Origin of the sequence: Aquimarina spinulae (genome assembly GCF_943373825.1) — a bacterium.
Taxonomy (GTDB): domain Bacteria; phylum Bacteroidota; class Bacteroidia; order Flavobacteriales; family Flavobacteriaceae; genus Aquimarina; species Aquimarina spinulae.
In genome coordinates, this window is sequence record NZ_CALSBP010000002.1 from 547,501 (window position 1) to 569,560 (window position 22,060).

General features: G+C 34.2%; 14 protein-coding genes, 2 tRNA genes and 2 rRNA genes (1 of these 18 cut by a window edge). 12 read left to right on the forward strand and 6 right to left on the reverse strand.

The features are described 5' to 3' along the window. The 4 genes from NNH57_RS08025 to NNH57_RS08040 form a co-directional block, all read right to left on the reverse strand. Window positions 1-1,332, reverse strand: a 23S ribosomal RNA gene (locus NNH57_RS08025) (it extends 1,495 nt beyond the left edge of the window). Window positions 1,333-1,562: 230 nt separating this feature from the next. Then, window positions 1,563-1,636: transfer RNA gene (locus tag NNH57_RS08030), tRNA-Ala, on the reverse strand. A gap of 217 nt (window positions 1,637-1,853) precedes the next feature. Then, window positions 1,854-1,927: transfer RNA gene (locus NNH57_RS08035), tRNA-Ile, on the reverse strand. Between the two features lie 164 nt (window positions 1,928-2,091). Continuing rightward, window positions 2,092-3,614 (reverse strand): 16S ribosomal RNA (locus NNH57_RS08040). The 16S and 23S rRNA genes sit together here with 2 tRNA genes alongside, the layout of an rRNA operon. A gap of 813 nt (window positions 3,615-4,427) precedes the next feature. Between NNH57_RS08040 and thrS the strand changes: the two genes are divergently transcribed. The 11 genes from thrS to NNH57_RS08095 all read left to right on the forward strand — a co-directional run bounded on the left by thrS (window position 4,428) and on the right by NNH57_RS08095 (window position 17,540). Continuing rightward, on the forward strand, window positions 4,428-6,374 hold the full coding sequence (gene thrS, locus NNH57_RS08045; protein WP_108807851.1) for a threonine--tRNA ligase: 1,947 nt from the start codon (window positions 4,428-4,430) through the stop codon (window positions 6,372-6,374). A 76-nt stretch (window positions 6,375-6,450) separates the two neighbouring features. Then, window positions 6,451-6,960: a translation initiation factor IF-3 gene (gene infC / locus NNH57_RS08050; RefSeq protein ID WP_074408604.1), complete on the forward strand. Its 510-nt coding sequence runs from the start codon at window positions 6,451-6,453 to the stop codon at window positions 6,958-6,960. Between the two features lie 60 nt (window positions 6,961-7,020). Next, entirely contained in the window at window positions 7,021-7,218 is a 198-nt protein-coding gene (gene rpmI, locus NNH57_RS08055; protein WP_024771193.1) for a 50S ribosomal protein L35, read from the forward strand. 141 nt (window positions 7,219-7,359) lie between these two features. Beyond that, window positions 7,360-7,704 (forward strand): 50S ribosomal protein L20, encoded by a 345-nt coding sequence (gene rplT, locus NNH57_RS08060; protein ID WP_108807850.1) that lies wholly within the window; start codon window positions 7,360-7,362, stop codon window positions 7,702-7,704. 194 nt (window positions 7,705-7,898) lie between these two features. Next, window positions 7,899-8,288 (forward strand): hypothetical protein, encoded by a 390-nt coding sequence (locus tag NNH57_RS08065; RefSeq protein ID WP_254504141.1) that lies wholly within the window; start codon window positions 7,899-7,901, stop codon window positions 8,286-8,288. 6 nt (window positions 8,289-8,294) lie between these two features. Further along, window positions 8,295-11,060: a hybrid sensor histidine kinase/response regulator gene (locus NNH57_RS08070; protein ID WP_074408606.1), complete on the forward strand. Its 2,766-nt coding sequence runs from the start codon at window positions 8,295-8,297 to the stop codon at window positions 11,058-11,060. Window positions 11,061-11,111: 51 nt separating this feature from the next. Further along, window positions 11,112-11,921 carry a TrmH family RNA methyltransferase gene (locus tag NNH57_RS08075; RefSeq protein WP_108807849.1) on the forward strand — a complete coding sequence of 270 codons (810 nt, stop codon included), beginning with the start codon at window positions 11,112-11,114 and terminating at the stop codon, window positions 11,919-11,921. A 94-nt stretch (window positions 11,922-12,015) separates the two neighbouring features. Continuing rightward, window positions 12,016-13,248 (forward strand): M48 family metallopeptidase, encoded by a 1,233-nt coding sequence (locus tag NNH57_RS08080; protein WP_108807848.1) that lies wholly within the window; start codon window positions 12,016-12,018, stop codon window positions 13,246-13,248. A gap of 168 nt (window positions 13,249-13,416) precedes the next feature. Beyond that, on the forward strand, window positions 13,417-15,624 hold the full coding sequence (locus NNH57_RS08085; protein ID WP_074408609.1) for a RelA/SpoT family protein: 2,208 nt from the start codon (window positions 13,417-13,419) through the stop codon (window positions 15,622-15,624). A gap of 177 nt (window positions 15,625-15,801) precedes the next feature. After that, window positions 15,802-16,269 carry a Fur family transcriptional regulator gene (locus tag NNH57_RS08090; protein ID WP_024771200.1) on the forward strand — a complete coding sequence of 156 codons (468 nt, stop codon included), beginning with the start codon at window positions 15,802-15,804 and terminating at the stop codon, window positions 16,267-16,269. Beyond that, complete coding sequence (locus NNH57_RS08095; RefSeq protein WP_074408610.1) at window positions 16,269-17,540, forward strand: adenylosuccinate synthase; 1,272 nt, start codon at window positions 16,269-16,271, stop codon at window positions 17,538-17,540. Before NNH57_RS08090 ends, NNH57_RS08095 begins: the two co-directional genes overlap by 1 nt. Before the next feature lie 81 nt (window positions 17,541-17,621). On the opposite strand, the gene NNH57_RS08100 is transcribed toward NNH57_RS08095, so the two are convergent. Beyond that, window positions 17,622-18,326: a hypothetical protein gene (locus tag NNH57_RS08100; RefSeq protein WP_132065942.1), complete on the reverse strand. Its 705-nt coding sequence runs from the start codon at window positions 18,324-18,326 to the stop codon at window positions 17,622-17,624. An 88-nt stretch (window positions 18,327-18,414) separates the two neighbouring features. Continuing rightward, a complete protein-coding gene (locus NNH57_RS08105) occupies window positions 18,415-19,776 on the reverse strand; it encodes a PD40 domain-containing protein (RefSeq protein ID WP_108807847.1) in 1,362 nt (453 codons plus the stop codon). Window positions 19,777-20,266: 490 nt separating this feature from the next. On the opposite strand from NNH57_RS08105, the gene NNH57_RS08110 reads away from it, so the two are divergent. Then, complete coding sequence (locus tag NNH57_RS08110) at window positions 20,267-22,042, forward strand: OstA-like protein (protein WP_108807846.1); 1,776 nt, start codon at window positions 20,267-20,269, stop codon at window positions 22,040-22,042. The last annotated feature ends 18 nt before the right edge of the window (window positions 22,043-22,060 follow it).

Consider the following 22,060-nt stretch of genomic DNA (forward strand, 5'->3'; position numbering starts at 1 on the left):
CTTAGTCTTTCGGTGTGCGGGTTTCTCGCCCGCATTATCGTTACTTATGCCTACATTTTCTTTTGTAGATACTCCAGCATACCTCACAGTACACCTTCAACGTCACTACAATGCTCCCCTACCCCTCCAAACTAGTTGGAGGCCATAGCTTCGGTAATATGCTTATGCCCGATTATTATCCATGCCGAACCGCTCGACTAGTGAGCTGTTACGCACTCTTTAAATGAATGGCTGCTTCCAAGCCAACATCCTAGCTGTCTAAGCAGTTCAACCGCGTTTTTTCAACTTAGCATATATTTTGGGACCTTAGCTGATGGTCTGGGTTCTTTCCCTCTCGGACATGGACCTTAGCACCCATGCCCTCACTGCTGGTAAACATTTTATAGCATTCGGAGTTTGTCAGGAATTGGTAGGCGGTGAAGCCCCCGCATCCAATCAGTAGCTCTACCTCTATAAAACTATACCAACGCTGCACCTAAATGCATTTCGGGGAGTACGAGCTATTTCCGAGTTTGATTGGCCTTTCACCCCTACCCTCAGGTCATCCCAAGACTTTTCAACGTCAACGGGTTCGGTCCTCCACTTTGGATTAACAAAGCTTCAACCTGCCCAAGGGTAGATCACACGGTTTCGCGTCTACTACTACTAACTTAATCGCCCTATTCAGACTCGCTTTCGCTACGGATCCGATGCTGAACATCTTAACCTTGCTAGTAAAAGTAACTCGTAGGCTCATTATGCAAAAGGCACGCCGTCACACATAAATGCGCTCCGACCGCTTGTAAGCGTATGGTTTCAGGATCTTTTTCACTCCCTTATTCAGGGTTCTTTTCACCTTTCCCTCACGGTACTGGTTCACTATCGGTCTCTCAGGAGTATTTAGCCTTAACGGATGGTCCCGCCAGATTCATACAGGATTACACGTGTCCCGCACTACTCAGGATACTACTAAATCAATGTGCTTTACTTATACCAGGCTATCACTGTCTATGGCTCCTCTTTCCAAAGGATTCTAATTCATTACATATCTTATATTGTAGTCCTACAACCCCTGCATTGCCGTAACAATACAGGTTTGGGCTAATCCGCGTTCGCTCGCCACTACTAACGGAATCACTTTTGTTTTCTTCTCCTCCGGGTACTTAGATGTTTCAGTTCTCCGGGTTCGCCTCCTCGAAAGGATACTATATCTTCAATATAGTGGGTTGCCCCATTCGGATATCTACGGATCAATCAGTATGTGCCTGTCCCCGTAGCTTTTCGCAGCTTATCACGTCCTTCTTCGCCTCTGAGAGCCTAGGCATTCCCCATACGCCCTTAATTAGCTTATGCGTCTTGCTTTAACTTGCTCTTTTAGTTTTTGCCGATACTAATAAAGTAACTAAATTAGTATCAACCTCTTTTATGTTCATTAATTGTAAACAATTAATGCTCGTATTTTTAAATCAATATGTCAATGAACGTTTTTCTTAATAACAATATAAAATCAATGAATATAAAGACTATTTCATTTCATGAATCCTGTGCTTTATAATCTATCAATACTTATACCTAAAGAATCGTGGAGAATATCGGAGTCGAACCGATGACCTCCTGCGTGCAAGGCAGGCGCTCTAGCCAGCTGAGCTAATCCCCCGTATTAGTTGTTAGTTATCAGTTAATAGTTGTTAGAACTTTAACATAACTCCTACTTTCTTAACGTGAACGCTAACTCCTAGAATTTCCTTTCAATATAATATGAACTTAGTTTTTAATCCGTAATTCTAAATCATGAATCACTAATTAAAATCGTAGTCTCAGCCAGACTCCCTTCGATAAACTCAGGATAAACTTCTTGTCTGTCTTTCGACTTGTAGTCTCAGGCAGACTCGAACTGCCGACCTCTACATTATCAGTGTAGCGCTCTAACCAGCTGAGCTATGAGACTTCTTCATAGTTGTGTGTTGGTGGTTAATTGTTGATCGTTGAAACAATCAACTAACAACCAAAAACTAACAACTAAATAATTAATTAACAGCATAAAGACTAAAAACAACTAAGATACATTCCATCGTATCATTTCTTGGTTTCCTTATAAAAGGAAATCTCTAGAAAGGAGGTGTTCCAGCCGCACCTTCCGGTACGGCTACCTTGTTACGACTTAGCCCCAGTTACCAGTTTTACCCTAGGCCGCTCCTAAACGGTGACGGACTTCAGGTACTCCCAGCTTCCATGGCTTGACGGGCGGTGTGTACAAGGCCCGGGAACGTATTCACCGGATCATGGCTGATATCCGATTACTAGCGATTCCAGCTTCACGGAGTCGAGTTGCAGACTCCGATCCGAACTGTGACCGGCTTTATAGATTCGCTCCTATTCACATAGTGGCTGCTCTCTGTACCGGCCATTGTAGCACGTGTGTGGCCCAGGACGTAAGGGCCGTGATGATTTGACGTCATCCCCACCTTCCTCGCGGTTTGCACCGGCAGTCTTGCTAGAGTTCCCGACATGACTCGCTGGCAACTAACAACAGGGGTTGCGCTCGTTATAGGACTTAACCTGACACCTCACGGCACGAGCTGACGACAACCATGCAGCACCTTGTAAATTGTCCGAAGAAAAGTCTATCTCTAAACCTGTCAATCTACATTTAAGCCCTGGTAAGGTTCCTCGCGTATCATCGAATTAAACCACATGCTCCACCGCTTGTGCGGGCCCCCGTCAATTCCTTTGAGTTTCATTCTTGCGAACGTACTCCCCAGGTGGGTTACTTATCACTTTCGCTTAGCCACTCAGACCGAAGTCCGAACAGCTAGTAACCATCGTTTACGGCGTGGACTACCAGGGTATCTAATCCTGTTCGCTACCCACGCTTTCGTCCCTTAGCGTCAATTAATTGTTAGTGATCTGCCTTCGCAATCGGTATTCTGTGTAATATCTATGCATTTCACCGCTACACTACACATTCTAACCACTTCACAATAATTCAAGTCTTGCAGTATCAATGGCAATTTTCCGGTTGAGCCGAAAACTTTCACCACTGACTTACTAAACCGCCTACGGACCCTTTAAACCCAATGATTCCGGATAACGCTTGGATCCTCCGTATTACCGCGGCTGCTGGCACGGAGTTAGCCGATCCTTATTCGTAGAGTACCGTCAGCATTCCACACGTGGAATGGTTTCTTCCTCTATAAAAGTAGTTTACAACCCATAGGGCAGTCTTCCTACACGCGGCATGGCTGGATCAGAGTTGCCTCCATTGTCCAATATTCCTCACTGCTGCCTCCCGTAGGAGTCTGGTCCGTGTCTCAGTACCAGTGTGGGGGATCTCCCTCTCAGGACCCCTATCTATCGTAGCCTTGGTATGCCGTTACCATACCAACTAGCTAATAGAACGCATAGCCATCTTATAGCGATAAATCTTTAATCCTTAGTGAAGGCTCACTTAAGATACTATAAGGTATTAATCCAAATTTCTCTGGGCTATCCCTTACTATAAGGTAGGTACTATACGCGTTACGCACCCGTGCGCCGGTCGTCAGCGAGTGCAAGCACTCCTGTTACCCCTCGACTTGCATGTGTTAAGCCTGCCGCTAGCGTTCATCCTGAGCCAGGATCAAACTCTTCATCGTTTGTCTTTAAATATTATTCAAAACAATACAACGGAATTATAATCGTATCTCAATATGTCTCTAGTCTTTATTCTCTGTATAAACTATCTCTAGCTTTATACGCGCTGTCAATCAATATGTCTATGAACTTCGTTTAATTAATAAAGCAATCTTCATCGCTATTAATTATAGATCGTAAATAAGGAATCGAACCCCATAAATGTTAACTAAAACACCCTAAACCATTACTACTGTTTTTTATGAACTTGTGCTGTTTCTCTAAGCGGGTGCAAATATATAACCCCTTTTATTATTAGCAAAACTTTTTGTGAATTATTTTTAAAAAAAATCAACCCTACTTAATCCTCTAATCCAATCTCAATGAACATACAAAACAATATCCCGTTTTGCGGGCGCAAACATACAACCCTTTTTTATTCTGACAAGATTTTTTTAATAAAGTTTTTAAAACTTTTTCTTAACTATAAAACCAAAAACAAACCTCTCAATGAACTCACAAAACATTATCCCGTTTTGCGGGTGCAAACATACAATCCTTTTTCCTTCTATCAACAAAATTTGGTAACTATTTTGAAACTTTTTTTTAACACTCTGATATCACAAACTTTACATGAACATAAAAAGTATAAACAACATTAGAACTCTTCATTAGATAATCATAACTGATATTACAAAAGTACCGCAGAAACCCAATAAAAATCAACAATACCCTACTCTATACCTCTACTACAATATTAATCTACTAAATTATATCTTATATATATTGTATGGATTTTATTATCGTATTATCTTTACCCCTTTAATTAGAAAAAGATGATCAAGATTACGTTACCAGATGGTTCGATTAGAGAGTACAATAGCGAAGTTACTGCTATGGATGTTGCAAAAGATATTAGTGAAGGTTTTGCCAGAAATGTAATTTCTGCAAAATTTAACGGAACTACTATCGAAACCTCCACAAAATTAACCACAGATGGCAACCTAGTTTTGTTTACATGGAGAGATGATGAAGGTAAAACAGCATTTAGACATTCTACATCTCATGTCCTTGCCCAAGCTCTTGAAGAATTATACCCCGGAGTTAAGTTATCTATTGGTCCAGCTATAGATAACGGGTTCTATTATGATGTAGATCTGGGAGATCAAGTTATTTCTGAAAAAGATTTTAAAGCAATCGAAGATAAAATGCTTGAAATCGCAAGAGGAAAACATGATTTTAAAATGAGGTCTATTTCTAAAGCTGATGCCTTAGCTAAATACAAAGAAGAAAATAATGAGTATAAGGTAGAATTAATTGAAAACCTAGAAGATGGCACAATAACATTTTGTGATCATGATACTTTTACTGATTTATGCCGAGGAGGACACATCCCTAACACCGGGCTTATTAAAGCTGTAAAAATCATGAGTGTTGCAGGTGCATATTGGCGTGGTGATGAGAATAACAAACAATTAACGAGGGTTTACGGAACTTCTTTTCCGAAGCAAAAAGAGCTAAAAGAATATTTAGAATTACTTGAAGAAGCAAAAAAACGTGATCACAGAAAACTAGGTAAAGAACTTGAGCTTTTTACTTTTTCTCAAAAAGTTGGTCAGGGATTGCCGCTTTGGCTTCCCAAAGGAGCTGCTTTGCGTGATCGTTTGGAACAGTTTTTGAAAAAAGCACAAAAGAAAGCTGGTTATGAAATGGTAGTCACACCACATATTGGTCAGAAAGAATTGTATGTCACTTCTGGTCATTATGCAAAATACGGCGAAGATAGCTTCCAACCTATCAATACTCCTGCTGAAGGTGAGGAATTCCTACTAAAACCAATGAATTGCCCTCATCATTGTGAGATATATAATAGTGGACCATGGTCGTATAGAGATCTACCTAAACGATATGCCGAGTTTGGCACTGTATACAGGTATGAACAAAGTGGAGAGCTTCATGGACTTACTCGTGTAAGAGGTTTTACTCAGGATGATGCTCATATTTTTTGTACTCCTGATCAATTAGATCTAGAGTTTAAAAAAGTAATTGATTTGGTTTTATATGTTTTTGGATCTTTAGGTTTTGAAAACTTTACAGCACAAGTATCTGTAAGAGACTTAGAAAAACCGGATAAATATATTGGAGATGTCGAAAATTGGGAAAAAGCAGAAAATGCCATTATAAATGCTGCAAAAGATAAAGGATTAAATTATATAATCGAAAGTGGAGAAGCTGCTTTTTATGGTCCTAAGCTCGATTTTATGGTAAAAGATGCATTAGGAAGAAATTGGCAATTAGGAACCATACAGGTAGATTATAACCTCCCAGAGCGTTTTGATCTTACATATAAAGGCAGTGATAACGAATTACACAGACCTGTAATGATTCATAGAGCTCCTTTTGGTAGTTTGGAGAGGTTTATTGCTATCTTGTTAGAACACACAGGAGGTAATTTCCCTCTGTGGCTAATGCCAGAGCAAGCTATTATACTCTCTATCAGTGAGAAATATGAAAAATACTCTGAAAAAGTTTTAAATTTGTTAGAAAATGACGAAATTCGCGCCCTTGCTGATCATAGAAATGAAACAATAGGTAAAAAGATTAGAGAGGCAGAAATGAATAAATTTCCTTATATTATCATTGTAGGGGAACAAGAAGAGAGAGATAACACCATATCGGTTCGAAAACATGGTGGTGAAGATTTAGGAGCTATATCAATTGAAGAGTTTTCTAAAATAATAAAAGAAGAAATTAATAAAACGCTAAAGCCGTTTAATGGATAACGATAAAATTAAGTTTAATTTAAAATTTTAAGTCATAGCAATAAGAAGAAGAAGGTCTCAAAAACCACTAAGAGTAATCAAAGAAGATGCACACAGAATCAATCATAAAATTCGTGTTGATGAAGTGCGTCTTGTGGGTGACAATGTAGAAGTTGGTGTTTACCCAACAAAAAAAGCGCTACAACTTGCTGAGGAGCAAGAACTTGATCTTGTAGAAATTTCGCCTAAAGCAGTGCCTCCTGTTTGTAAAATAATGGATTATAAGAAATTCCTTTATGAACAGAAGAAAAGAGACAAAGCCTTAAAATCAAAGGCCACTAAGGTTGTTATTAAAGAAATTAGATTTGGCCCTAACACAGATGAGCATGATTATGAGTTCAAGAAAAAGCATGCTATTAAGTTTTTATCAGAAGGAGCCAAATTAAAAGCTTATGTCTTTTTTAAAGGACGTTCAATCATATACAAAGATCAAGGTCAAATTCTACTACTTAGGTTAGCGCAAGAACTAGAAGAGTATGGCAAAGTAGAGCAAATGCCAAAACTTGAAGGTAAACGAATGATTATGTTTATCGCTCCAAAAAAATAAGAAACTCTTGTCAAAAAGAGTTATTAAGATAATAAGTGAGATTATAAAAACAAGGATACAATGCCTAAAATGAAAACAAAATCCAGTGCAAAAAAGCGTTTTAAGCTTACCGGTACTGGTAAAATCAAAAGAAAGCACGCTTTTAAGAGTCATATTTTGACAAAAAAATCTAAAAAGCGTAAGCTTGCTTTAACGCACGCAACATTAGTGCATAAAAGCGATGAAAATAGTATTAAAGAACAATTACGTTTAAAGTAATTTTTTTTAATCAGGTTAGAATTAGTATAAACCCAGGAGTTAGGCCTACATAATTTTAGATTAATAATTTTCGAATTAAGAAATAAAATTTAAATGATCAAGAGTCGATTATCGACCGCCTACTACTAAAAAATTTAAATTATGCCAAGATCAGTAAATTCAGTTGCAAAAAGAGCTAGAAGAAAAAAAGTTCTTAAGCAAGCAAAAGGTTATTTCGGACGTCGTAAAAACGTTTGGACAGTAGCAAAAAATGCGGTTGATAAAGCGATGCAATACTCGTATAGAGACCGTAAAGCAAAAAAGAGAACTTTCCGTGGATTATGGATTACTCGTATTAATGCGGGTGCCCGTTTACATGGTATGTCTTATTCTCAATTTATGGGAAAAGTAAAAGCTAATAATATCGAATTAAACCGTAAGGTTCTTGCCGATTTAGCGATGAACAACCCAGAAGCTTTTCAAGCAATTGTAGAAAAAGTAAAGTAATTCTTTTAGTAAAACAATACAATCTCATTTATAAAAAATCCTGCTTTTGAAGCAGGATTTTTTTTATCTCTAACATTTACGAAGCGCTGTATTTCATCGTCAAAAACAGTATTTAATCCATTAAAAAGAATGTGGATTGGTATTTTTTCATTACTTTTAAGAAAACCGAATAGATATGAAAAAAAAAACACTTTTTGATTATATCAGTATTACTTTTAGTGAGTCAGGGATTATTGGCGCAAGATCATAGTGCACATTCTAACCCTAGCGATTTAGGAGCAGAACAAATTTTTGGTCTTTTAGAAATGCCTTTTCTGGCCATTGCACTTATATTTAGTTTTCTTACGGCTACAAAGTTAAAAGGCGGAAAATTTGGATCGGGAATGACACTACTTGCTTGGGGGTTTGTAGTTATGGCTCTCGGACATCTTCATATGCAAATTGCTCATATCTTTGGCTATAATATTTTCAAGAATATATTTGGAGATACTTTTGGCAACTACATTTGGTTTATCGCACTAATTCTTACATGGGGTTTATCGGCATTAGGTTTTTATAAAATATATAAAGCCAGCAAAATATGACCCTAGATGATCTTAAAATGGTTTAAAAGAATAACGACCGCTAAGAAAACCAGTCCAAAAAAAAGCCAAGAAGAGCAAGAAATTATTGATCTAATTGATTTTCTTTGGAAAGAGATCGACATATCCAAAAATACTTCTAATCTAAAAATAAAAGTAAAAGCTTTTAGAGATTTTTCTTATGTAAAAAAAATTGAGTTTTTACCAGAATTATACTTATTCCTAGAAGAATATATTACAGAAAAAAATGCAATACGACGGCCTAGTAAACAATTTGTACGTAATCAAATTATAGAACGATATAATTCACTATTCAAGCATACATCCTTCAAGTTAATATTCGACCCATTAAAAGAGCAAGAATTAATCTTGTGTAAAGTTTTTCTCTCTAACGTATTAGAGAAATCTTCAGAACTTATTGGTAGCTATAATGATTCTAAAATTATTTATATCAAAAAATACCTGGATACACCATATAATTTTCGCACTATTGACCTGATCAAGGAGAGAAAAAATCTATTAGATTTTTCTAATCAGATTTTTCTTAAAATCAAAAATAGCTTAGGTATAAATGCAATCACCAATATCTATTTACTTATTTATAAAAAACATTTTCAATCTTATCATTTATTAGATTCATTTACTGCAACGCTAAATGTAATTCCCGAAGAAATCCTTGCTAAGGACCTGATCAACTTTCCTAGTAAACAACAAATGCATAAGATGCTGCAGAAACAGCTTTATAGTTTAGAAGAAATTAACGAAAGACTTACCAAAGAAGTTGTAGAAAGAAAAAAAGTAGAGGAAGAATTAAAATATAGCGAACATTTAAATACAACCATATTAGAAACGGCAATGGATGGTGTGGTTTTAGTAAATAGCAAAGGAATTGTATTGAATTGGAATAAACAGGCAGAGAATATACTAGAGCTAAAAAGAGAGGAAACGATTGGATACAGTATCTATTCATTAGTCCCGTATAAACTTAGACAAGAACTAAAAAGAAGTTTTAGTAATTATATACAAACCGGAGATGATGAACTGATCAATAAAAGAGTAGAAACCTCTGTAAACAGGAAAAATGGTTCTATTGTATATATAGAACTTACTGTTATTGCAATTGAAACCAAAGATGACTATCTTTTCAATGGTTTTTTTAGAGATATCACCAATCGAAAGATTATTGATAACGAAATTAGAGAAGCCAAGGTTATAGCAGAGAAATCTACTAAAGCAAAGACCGTTTTTTTGTCTAATATGAGTCACGAAATCAGGACTCCTCTTAATGTTATTTTGGGACTTACAGGTATTTTACAAAAGAGTGATTTTAGTAATCCCCATATAGATAAAAAAAACCTGGATGGAATTCAGTTTTCTGCCGAAAATCTTTTGATATTAATCAACGACATTCTCGATTTCTCTAAAATTGAAGCTGGAAAACTCACATTACACAATACAGATTTTAGCCTTAAAGAATTAATTACTAACATCTCACGTGGTTTTAAAATAAAAGCAGACGAAAAAGGTTTAAAGTACACCATGCTTATTGATCCTTCTGTACCTAAATTTATTATTGGAGATCAACTTAGGTTAAATCAAATTCTAATCAACCTAATAGGTAATGCTATAAAATTTACACAAACTGGTGAGATAACGATACAGGTAAAAACAGAAAAATCAAGCACAGAAGGAATTACTATTAATTTTTCTGTAAAAGATACAGGAGTTGGTATCCCTAAAGATAAACTTAAGAATATTTTCGAAAGTTTTTACCAGGTACATAAGCCAGGAAAAAATAAAATCGAAGGAACGGGGCTTGGTCTCTCAATCTCTAAACAACTTATCGAGTTACAAGGAGGAGTACTTAAAGCCGAAAGTAAACCAGGAGCAGGATCAACTTTTGATTTCTCTATTACATACGCCAAAAGTAATTTTAGATCTACAGAAATAAATAGGAAACACACTACTATGTCTGAAAACAACCATAACCTATCTGGAGTGACAGTACTGGTAGTTGAAGACAACAAAATGAACCAGTTTTTTATAAAGCAATTATTCTCTAATTGGCATATAGATGCACATATTGCAGATAATGGAATGATTGCATTAGAAAAACTTAAAAACTTCACCTATGATCTAATACTTATGGACATGCATATGCCAGTAATGGATGGCCCCGAAACTACAGAAATCATAAGAAACTCTGATGATGATAAGATTAACAAAATACCTATAATAGCTTGCTCGGCAGATGTGTTCCCAGAATCAAAAAAGAAAGCAATAGAATCGGGAATGAATTTTTATCTCACTAAACCATTAAGCGAACAGGCTCTTGAAGAGATACTATTAAGTATTTTATCTAAAAACATACAAAACGATACCACTACTTCTGTTAGTGCAGATAAACCAACATCTTCAGAAGTTAAAAAATTCTGTGACCTGTCCTTTCTAAAAAAGACTTTTGATAATGATATCGAAATTATTCAAGGAGTTTTACAAATATTCATTGATGAAACTCCAAAAGATTACCAAAAACTAAAACAGGCAATTGAAGAAAAAAATTGGGATATTACGCGAGAAACTGCTCACAAACTTAAATCTAGTTTTAAAACTATTGGTTTAAAAAATGAAACAGATATTCTACAAAAAATAGAATATTCATCAAAAGAAAAGTTAGAATTTAGCCTGCTCAAAGAATACTTTATAGAACTAAATCAATCCTACTCTAAAATCATCAAAGAAATCAATAAGTACATCCAAGATTTCCCTTCTTAAATACAGAAAAAAGAAAACACTTTTTTATTCGCTATTATTATCTTTGCGTTTATGCAAAACCAAATAAAAAGTCTTCAGAATGATAAAATAAAATTTCTTAATCAGCTTAAAGAAAAATCAAGAGTTCGCAAAAGAGAAAAACATTTTATTATTGAAGGTAAACGTGAAATTACATTAGCTATACAAGGAAGGTATACAATTACTCAACTTTATTATTGTTCTTCTATTATTTCGTTTAAAGAAATTTCGGCACTACTTACCTCTTCTCAACATCAAATTGAATTGTTTGAAATTACTTTAGAAATCTATCAAAAACTGGCCTATAGAACCACAACCGAAGGAGTTTTAGCGGTGGCTATTTCAAAAGATAATGATATCAAAAATTTTACCTTATCATCAAAAAACTCTTTAATTCTTGTAGCTGAATCTCCAGAAAAACCTGGTAACATAGGCGCTTTATTACGTACCGCAGATGCTGCACAATTAGATGCGGTTTTTATTGCAAACCCAAAAACTGATATATACAATCCCAACATCATACGATCTAGCGTTGGATGTATATTTACCAACAATATTGCAACCGGATCTTCTGCAGCTATTATAGATTTCTTAAAAAAGCACAATATCAATATCTATGGTGCCGCATTACAAAAATCTGTAGATTATCACACTCAGGATTATACCAGACCCACTGCTATAGTGGTTGGTACTGAAGCTACGGGATTAAGTGATATTTTCTTAGAAAGTGCAACTCAAAATATTAAAATACCAATGAGCGGTGTAATCGACTCAATGAATGTTTCGGTTGCTGCTGGAATTCTCATTTTTGAAGCAAAACGCCAACGAGGGTTTGCGGGCTAAAAGATTAAAAATAGTACTGAAAATCAATTAAAAATCATTACCTTACCGTTTCCTACATATCCCAAATCTTTAAACTACTAATTGCTCTAAACCAATGACCCCCAGTTCCCTTTTTTACTTATTAATAGCTATTATCATTATTGTATTTCTAATAGACTCTCTATTAGACATCCTTAATTCTAGACACTATAACAATCAGATTCCCGAAGAACTTACAGACGTTTACCCTGAAGAAGAATATCAGAAATCCATAGCATACAAAGAAGCTAATTTTAAATTTAAATTAGTTTCCTCTACTATTTCATTGTGCATAATGCTTGCATTTTTCTTTTTAGATGGATTTGCCTTAGTTGATACTATATCAAGGAGTATTTCAGATAATTCAATTATAGTTGGTCTTCTTTTTTTTGGAATTATAATGATTGGTAGTGATATTCTCTCTACTCCTGCTACTTACTATAAAATTTTTGTTATTGAAGAAAAATTTGGTTTCAACAAAACCACTACAAAAACCTTTTTTATTGATAAAATGAAAAGCATCATAATGATGATAATTGTCGGCGGAGGACTTTTGGCATTGATTATATGGTTTTACCAAATTACAGGAAGCTCTTTTTGGGTGTATGCCTGGACCTTAGTATCTATATTTACATTGGCAATGAATATGTTTTATGCAAAACTTATTGTTCCAATTTTTAATAAACAAACTCCTTTAGAACCAGGAGAACTAAGAAATACGATTGAAGCTTATTCTAAGAAAGTTGGTTTTCAGTTAAAAGATATTTTTGTTATTGATGGTTCTAAAAGAAGTACTAAAGCAAATGCTTACTTTTCTGGTTTTGGTAGCGAAAAAAGGATCACTCTTTATGACACATTGATTAATGATCTTGATAACGAAGAGATTGTGGCCGTATTAGCTCACGAAGTCGGGCATTATAAAAAAAGGCATGTGATCGTTAATTTGTTTTTATCTATTGCACTTACCGGATTAACATTATGGTTTTTATCGCTTTTTATAGCAAATCCACTCCTATCTGAGGCACTAGGAGTAGCAACTCCTTCGTTTCATATTGGACTTATAGCTTTTGGAATTTTGTATAGTCCGATTTCAGAAATAACCGGATTAATAATGAATATAGTTTCTAGAGCTTTCGAATATCAGGCAGATAACTATGCAAAAGAAACTTATAATAATGAAGCTTTAATTAATAGTTTAAAAAAACTTTCAAAAAACAACCTTAGCAACTTAACCCCTCATCCTGCTATGGTATTTATTCATTACTCGCATCCTACTCTTTTACAAAGAATTAAAAATCTCAGAAAATAAATCCCTTACTCAAGACTTGGTGGTTACATTTCTTAATTGTATTTTTAATTATTAATGACAAAAAATATAGTTTAATCATTAATCTCAAGGCACAATTTTGTCGGTTAATATTACGTAGGGGATATCACACGCGATACTTAATAGGGCTTTCTTAAAAAACTTTATGTTATGACTGAAGCTGCTATAGATAAAGAAAATAAACAGATTGCTAAGCAATACAAAGAATTGCTTCGTATTAGTTATAGAGATCTTACTAAAGAGGATAAGACACTTATACGACAGGCGTTTGATATTGCTGTTGATGCCCATAAAGATCAACGTCGTAAAAGTGGTGAAGCCTACATTTTTCATCCTATTGCGGTAGCAAAAATTGTAGCTAGTGAAATTGGACTGGATGCTACATCAATTGCTGCGGCATTACTTCATGATGTTGTAGAAGACACAGAATATACTCTAGTAGATATTGAGCAAATGTTTGGTGAAACAGTAGCTCGTATTGTAGATGGCCTTACCAAAATTTCTTCTCTAAAAAAAGATAGAGACATTTCTCTACAAGCCGAGAATTTCAGAAAAATGCTTCTTACCCTTAATGATGACGTAAGGGTTATTATCATTAAAATTGCGGATCGCTTGCATAATATGCAAACGATGGATGCTATGAGGCCAGATAAGCAGGTAAAGATTGCATCCGAAACTTTGTATATATATGCCCCTCTGGCTCATCGAATTGGTTTATACAATATCAAAACAGAATTAGAAGATCTGGGATTGAAATATACCGAACCCGAAGTATATAAAGATATCCTGGAAAAAATAAAGGAGAGTAAGGAAGAACAAGATGAATATATCAAAAAATTCTCTGATCAGATTAGAGAAGGTCTTGATAGAGAAGGATTAAATTATGAAATAAAAGGAAGGCCAAAATCCATTTTTTCGATTCGTAGAAAAATGGTAAAGCAAAACATCTCATTCGACGAAGTGTATGACAAATTTGCCATACGAATAATATACAAGTCTGATAATATAGAGAATGAAAAGTTTATTGCCTGGAAAATATATACTGTAGTAACCGATTATTACAGACCAAACCCTATTCGCTTAAGAGATTGGATCTCTCAACCCAAGTCTACTGGTTACGAAGCCTTACATATAACCGTTATCGGCCCAGACAGCAAATGGGTAGAAGTACAAATTCGCAGTGAGCGTATGCATGAAATTGCTGAAAAAGGATATGCAGCACATTATAAATATAAAAATACTGAAGAAAAAGATGATCAAGGGTTAGATGGATGGCTTAATCGATTACAGGAAGCATTAGAAAATTCTGAAACAAACGCTGTAGATTTTGTAGAAGAATTTAAATTAAATCTCTATGCAAAAGAAATATTTGTCTTTACACCTGAAGGAGATTTAAAATCATTACCAAAAGGAGCAACTGCACTCGATTTTGGTTTTAGTGTACATACCGAGGTTGGATTAAGAACAAGAGGAGCTCGAGTGAATGGTAAATTAGTACCACTAAGCCATGAGCTTAAAAGTGGTGATCAGGTAGAAATCATTACCTCGACCAAATCAAAACCTTCTTCTAGCTGGTTGGATTATGCTACTACGGCAAGAGCAAGATCCAAAATTAAATCTGCTTTACGAGACGAGAAAAAACAAATTGCCGAAGACGGAAAAGTCGTTTTAAAACGTAAACTTCGCTCCCAGAAAATAACAATGAGCGAGAAAGTTGTTAATGAACTTGTACTCTATTTTAAACTTAAAACAAGTTTAGATCTATTTTACAGAGTAGGTATAGGAACTATTGACAATCAAAAAATCAAAGAGTTCGCTACCACTCGAAGTAATGTCTTTATGAATTTTATCAAAAATAGAATTCGAAGAGGTAACATTAAAGATGTTAATAAGGAGGAAATTACATCGAAATATGATTTGCTTGTTTTTGGAAAAGATTCAGAAAAACTAGAATACAAATTATCTAATTGTTGTAATCCGATTCCTGGAGATGATGTTTTTGGTTTTATAACGGTTAATGAAGGCATAAAAGTGCATAAAAACAATTGTCCAAATTCGCTACAGCTACAAAGTAACTATGCATATCGTATTATTCCTGCGAAATGGATTGATTCTAGCCAGGAAGAATTTAAGGCTGTAATAAGACTAAATGGTATCGATAATATCGGTGTAGTAAATGAGGTAACACAAATTATCTCAAACAATATGAGTCTTGCAATATATAACATGAATTTTGATACTAATGACGGTGTTTTTACTGGTAAAATAACGGTAGGTGTCAAAAATAAGAATACCCTAAAAACGGTTATGAAAAACCTTTCAAAAATAAGTGGTATTGATAAAGTTGTAAGAGAATAAAAACTTGTTTTTTTGCTCAAAAAGGAATTATGAATTAAGAATCACACTATTTTTTACAAAGATTCTTTTTTATGGTCAAATCGGTTCAAATCAGATAATTTTAAAAAACCTTAAATAATCGTTTTTAAATCAGAGTCTCACTAATAAAAAATAATGTAACTTTGCGTTTTTAAACGTATGAGTACTAAAGCAACTACACAAAACGATCAAATTATCGTTAAAAATGTTTTCACCAGTTTCTTAGAAGAAAATGGTCATAGAAAAACACCCGAAAGATACGCTATACTTCAAGAGATTTACGAAAGTGATGAGCATTTTGATATCGAATCATTATATATCAAAATGAAAAACAAAAATTATAGGGTAAGCCGTGCCACACTTTATAACACTATAGAGCTTTTATTAGAATGTAAATTGGTTAGAAAACATCAATTCGGACAAAATCAAGCTCAATACGAAAAATCATATTTCGATAGACAACATGATCACTTAATTTTAACTGATACCGGGGATGTATTAGAGTTTTGTGATCCTAGAATTCAATCTATAAAAAAAACAATCGAAGAAATTTTTGATGTAGATATTACAAATCATTCTTTGTATTTCTACGGAACTAAAAAAAACCCAACTAATAAAGATAACTAATGGCGGTAAACTTATTACTTGGTCTTCAATGGGGAGACGAAGGGAAAGGAAAAATTGTAGACGTTCTTACAAAAGATTATAATATTATTGCACGATTTCAAGGTGGTCCTAATGCCGGTCACACTTTAGAATTTGATGGAATCAAACATGTGTTACATACTATTCCTAGCGGAATTTTTCATGATAAAGCCATAAATCTGGTTGGAAATGGTGTCGTAATAGACCCTGTGATTTTCAAAAAAGAATTGGATAATCTTAATAAATTTAATTTAGATTATAAATCAAAATTATTGATTTCTAGAAAAGCCCATCTAATTCTTCCTACACATAGGATTCTGGATGCTGCTTCTGAAGCTTCTAAAGGAAAAGCAAAAATTGGTTCTACTTTAAAAGGAATTGGCCCTACATATATGGACAAAACTGGTAGAAATGGTATTCGAGTTGGGGATTTAGAACTAAATGACTGGAAAGAACGTTACCGTGCTTTAGCCAATAAGCATGAAGCAATGATTGATTTTTATGATTCAAAAATAGAATACAATCTGGAAGAGTTAGAGAATGAATTTTTTGAAGCGGTTAAAGTTTTAAAAACACTTACTTTTATTGATAGTGAAGAATACCTTCATCAAGCTCAAAAAGAAGGAAAAACAATTCTGGCAGAAGGTGCTCAAGGGTCTTTATTAGATATCGATTTTGGCACATACCCTTTTGTAACGTCATCAAATACTACAGCAGCAGGAGCATGTACCGGTTTGGGTATTGCACCAAATAAGATCAAAGATGTTTTTGGTATATTTAAAGCATACACTACTCGAGTTGGTAGTGGACCATTTCCGACAGAACTATTTGATAAAGATGGAGAGACAATGGCACAAGTTGGTCATGAATTTGGAGCTACTACAGGTAGACCAAGAAGATGTGGATGGCTAGACCTTGTAGCACTAAAATATGCAGTACATGTAAACGGTGTCACAAAATTAATGATGATGAAAGGCGATGTACTAAGTGGGTTTAATACCTTAAAAATATGTACCGCTTATAAATACCAGGGTAAAACAATTACTCATTTACCTTACAATATAGAACCTGAAAATGTAACTCCTATTTATACTGAGATGAAAGGTTGGTCCGAAGATCTTACAGGAATGACCGATCCTTCTCAATTACCTAAAGAGTTAAATGAATACATTTCGTTTTTAGAGAAAGAGCTGGAAACACCAATTACAATTGTTTCTGTAGGACCAGATAGAACGCAAACCATACACAGGTAAAAAATAGCATTATAAAAAATAAGAGCGGCTGTATTTTACAGCCGCTCTTATTTTTTATATGTATAATGTAAATGTATAGTCTTAATTTCCCAAATAGATAAAAGTATTAATTACCAGATAAGGTTGATAGCGATCAAAAGATTGGTTTGCTCCTCCACTATTTAGTGTTACATTATGGTTGTGATTCCCTGTATTACCAGTATTTGTATTTCCTCCGGCCAATAAAATTCTTCTATTTGTATCTACACCATTTCGCACACGTTGGTTAGAAAAAAAACCTGCAAAACCATGCCTATGATTCCCTGTAGTATTTGTTGTACCTGTAAAATTAACATTAGGTAAATTAGCCTGAACTAAGGTTGTATTCGCTTGTCCCCCTGTATCTCCTATATTTTCTCCTCCTGCAGGATGCTTTAAGACTCTATCTGTTGCATCGGGTAAATTTGTGGTAAATCCTAGACTAGCAGCAACTGCTTGAGCCGTAGCCGAAAGCGTCGCAACACTACGACCATCTAAAATATACCATCCACCATGATCTGCAGTAGCAACATTAAATTTTACATCTCCGTCTGATGCTGATTCATTTGCAGCAACCCACTTTGTTCCATCCCAGTAGTATATTTTATCATCGGTAGTATTATACACTATCGATCCTCGATTAGGAGTTACAATACCATTCATTTGAACAGTAGTAACATTAGGCAATCCTAATATAGAATTCCTGTCGACCTGAGCATAAAAAAAATGATTTATAAAAACGAAAATTAAAAATAGTTTTACTTTCATATAGTTATTTGTTTTACCATAAATATATAAAAGCAAAAACATTTATCAGAAAATAAATCTAAAATATATTCTCTATCAATTCATAATATCATAACGAAGTAGTTCCTTCCTTATTAGGTTTTAACTCTATTACCCTTTCTAATTTTCGCATAATTTCCTGCTTACGATAATAGCCATCTGGAAATGATTTTATCTGCTTAAAACCATAGATATCATCATCACCTTTTCCACCTTTACGATTACTCGCAAAATACCCAGTTTTGCTTTCTTCATTGATAATAAAAGTAAAATCATCTTTCGGGCTGTTAATAGGTTTTCCTAAATTATAAACTTCTGCGACTCCCTCCTTATTTAAAATAGCCATAAAAATATCTAATCCTCCTAGCCCCTTATGACCATCACTTGCAAAAAACAACTTTCCTTTATCACTAATATAAGGGAAAGTTTCACGGCCCGAAGTATTAATTAAATCTCCTAGATTTCTAGGCGTTCCAAAACTTTCATCTTCATTTATTTTTACCACATATAAATCTGATTTCCCCTGAGTTCCTGGCATATCACTTGCAAAATATAAGTATTTGCCATCTGAAGATAATGCGGGATGTGCTATTGAGTACTCATCACTATTAAAAGGCAGTTCTTCTACATCTCCCCATTTTCCGTTATCATAACGTGCTCTATATATTTTTAATAAAACAACGCCTTTTGTATTTGTTTTAGATTTTCTTTTAGAATAATTATTTCTAGTAAAATAGACCGTTTTCCTATCCTTACTAAAAGTTGCAGAAGATTCATGAAACTTCGAATTAATAGTCCCTTTTAATTTTTCAATACTTTTTTCTTCAGAAACATGTGTAGTTGTATACAAATCCAAAAATGGTTGATCATTCCATTCGTGTAATACTTTAGAAAAGTTATTGGTATTTCTCGAAGATGCGAATACTAATTCACCATTATAAAAACTAGGAGCATAATCAGAATATTTCGAATTGATATTTAAGGTATCAATTATAAATTCCTTTGGCTTATCTTTTTTCGATAAAGTATTATCTAGTGAGTCATGTATCTGTTCAACTCCTTCATCATTGCTTGAATACAACCAATGCGCTATATCATCTTCATCTTTATATTCTTCAGTACTTTTAAAGCATTGTGTATACCTGGTTCGGTATTCTGATTTTATCTTTTCTGGATACAAAGAAGACAATACCCGATACCATTGTGCTGCTTTTTCTAACTCACCATTAAAGTAATATGAATCCCCTAATCTTTCATATAACTCTATTGATTTACCTCCTTTTTTTATAGCTTTTAAGTACATTTCCCTTGCCTCTATATAGGCATACTTTTTAAAAGCTTCATTTGCTTTTTCCAACTGCTTTTCCTGAGAAAACACAGCACCCCAAAAAAACAAAAAAAATAGAGCCCCTAAGTTTTTTTTCAAAACCATCTATTATCTTTTTGTTAATAGTATAACGACCTCAACTGTTCTTTTTTTTTTAAAAAAAAAGCAGCTCTATATCTATTCTTAGCAATGGATCAGAATAAACAAATTTGCCTTTGATAAAAAATAAAAGTTAAGATGATGCTATCCCCATAGCATTGATCGTTACCTTTGTTGTTTCCTATCGCAATTTACTGATGCTTAAGTAGATCTAGTGTTAAAAAATTCGAAAATTTCTCTTATTTGCTTCTTTTTATCTGTATTAGTCCTTTGATCGTACAAAACTTACACATTATCCTTTTTTTATGAAACTACAACCCTATACTCATTGTAGAAATTACTTGCTTTTAAAGTATTACAGAGATAAAACATGTTAAAATGCAACATAAGATTAGACATAAAGTTATTAAATGAACATGACTTACTTTTTATTTTACTGCTATAGCGACAATCATTAGATACAATTTTCGTTATTTTGCATACAAATTTGAAACACTTGAAAAACAAATTCCTCTATATACTATTTGCTTTTATATTTTCGGTAGCATCATTTGCACAGGAAGGAAAACAAATCAAAGTTCAATCTGATCGTACTATAAAAGATCAAAATCGGTTTCCTGGGGCAACTATCCTGGCTAAAGTAGACAAACAGGTATATATGCAACATGAAGGGATTGAGATATGGTGTGATCAAGCTATTCACTATGGTGAAGATAAGTTTGTTAAGGCTTTAGGAAATGTAAAAATGAAGCAAGGAGATACTATCATCATGACTAGTAAATATGCTGAGTATAATGGTAATACTAAATTTGCGTATGCAAGCGATGATGTATTTATGGAAACTCCTTCGAATACATTGCGTACCGATACTTTATTCTTTGATCGACTTAGGCAACAGGCTTATTATCGTAGTGGAGGAACAGTTCGGGATTCTTCGAATACATTAACCAGTCAAATTGGACGGTACTTTATGGATAGAAAACAATATTCATTTAATACCACAGTAAAAATTGTAAATCCAGAAAACACGGTCGATTCTGATCGATTGGATTATTATACAGAAAATGGTCATGCATACCTATATGGTCCTTCGACAGTTAAAGGTAAAGAAAGCACATTATATTGTGAACGAGGATTCTATGACACTAAAGTTAAGACTGGATATGCTATCAAAAATGCCAAAATCGACTATGATAAACGCACTGTTTTTGGAGATAGTATTTTTTACAATAGTGCTAGTCAATTTGCTTCGGCTACTAATAATATTAGAGTATTAGATACGGCAAATAATTCTGTGATTACAGGTCATTATGCAGAGGTTTTTAAAGAAAAAGATTCTGTTTTTATCACAAAGAGAGCACTCGCAGCTACTTTGCAGGAAAAAGATTCTATTTTTATTCACAGTGATACACTTATGGTCACCGGTAAACCCGAACGAAGAATAATGAATGGTTTTTATGATGTGAGAATCTATAAGAGTAATATGAGTGGCAAAAGTGATTCTATTAATGTAGATCAGACCACAGGATATACTAAAATGATTGGCCGACCTATTATTTGGTCGCAAAGAAATCAAATGACAGGTGATACCATAAAAATTATCTCGAATACAAAGACAGAAAAGTTAGATTCACTTATCGTGTACCAAAATGCTTTTTTAGTACAAGAAGACACTCTTAAAGCCGGGTTCAATCAAGTAAAAGGCCAAATACTTTATGGTTTATTTAAAGAAAATGAACTCTACCAGGTAGATATAGATAAAAACACAGAAACTATATTTTACCAGAGAGAAAGCGAAGGGGAGCTAAAGCTTATTGGTATTAATAAAGTACTCTCTAGCTCAATCAGATTATTATTAAATAATCGGGAGATTGAAGATGTCTATTATTACCAGAATATTGATGGTACTTTATATCGTGAAATTGACCTACCAGAAAATGCTCGTGAGCTCTCTGGTTTTAATTGGCGTGGTGATGAACGTATTAATAGCAAGGCTGATCTATTTAGAGGAGAATCACCTCCTGAGCTTACCAAAATAACAGGAATCCCATTACCAAAAGATGAAGCAGATTTCTTTGATGAAGAGACTGTTAAACGTTTAGAGGATAATAAGTCTGAAGGTTCTCGATTATTAGAGCAAGAACTTAAAGATGCCGAGCTCAAAGAAACTAACGAACAACTAGATTCTATTCCTTTTAAAAAGAAAGTAAAAGAAGATCTTAATACCGAAAAGAAAAAAAATCAAAAAGATAGTATCAATATAGAGCACTAATATCTTTTTGTGTAAAAA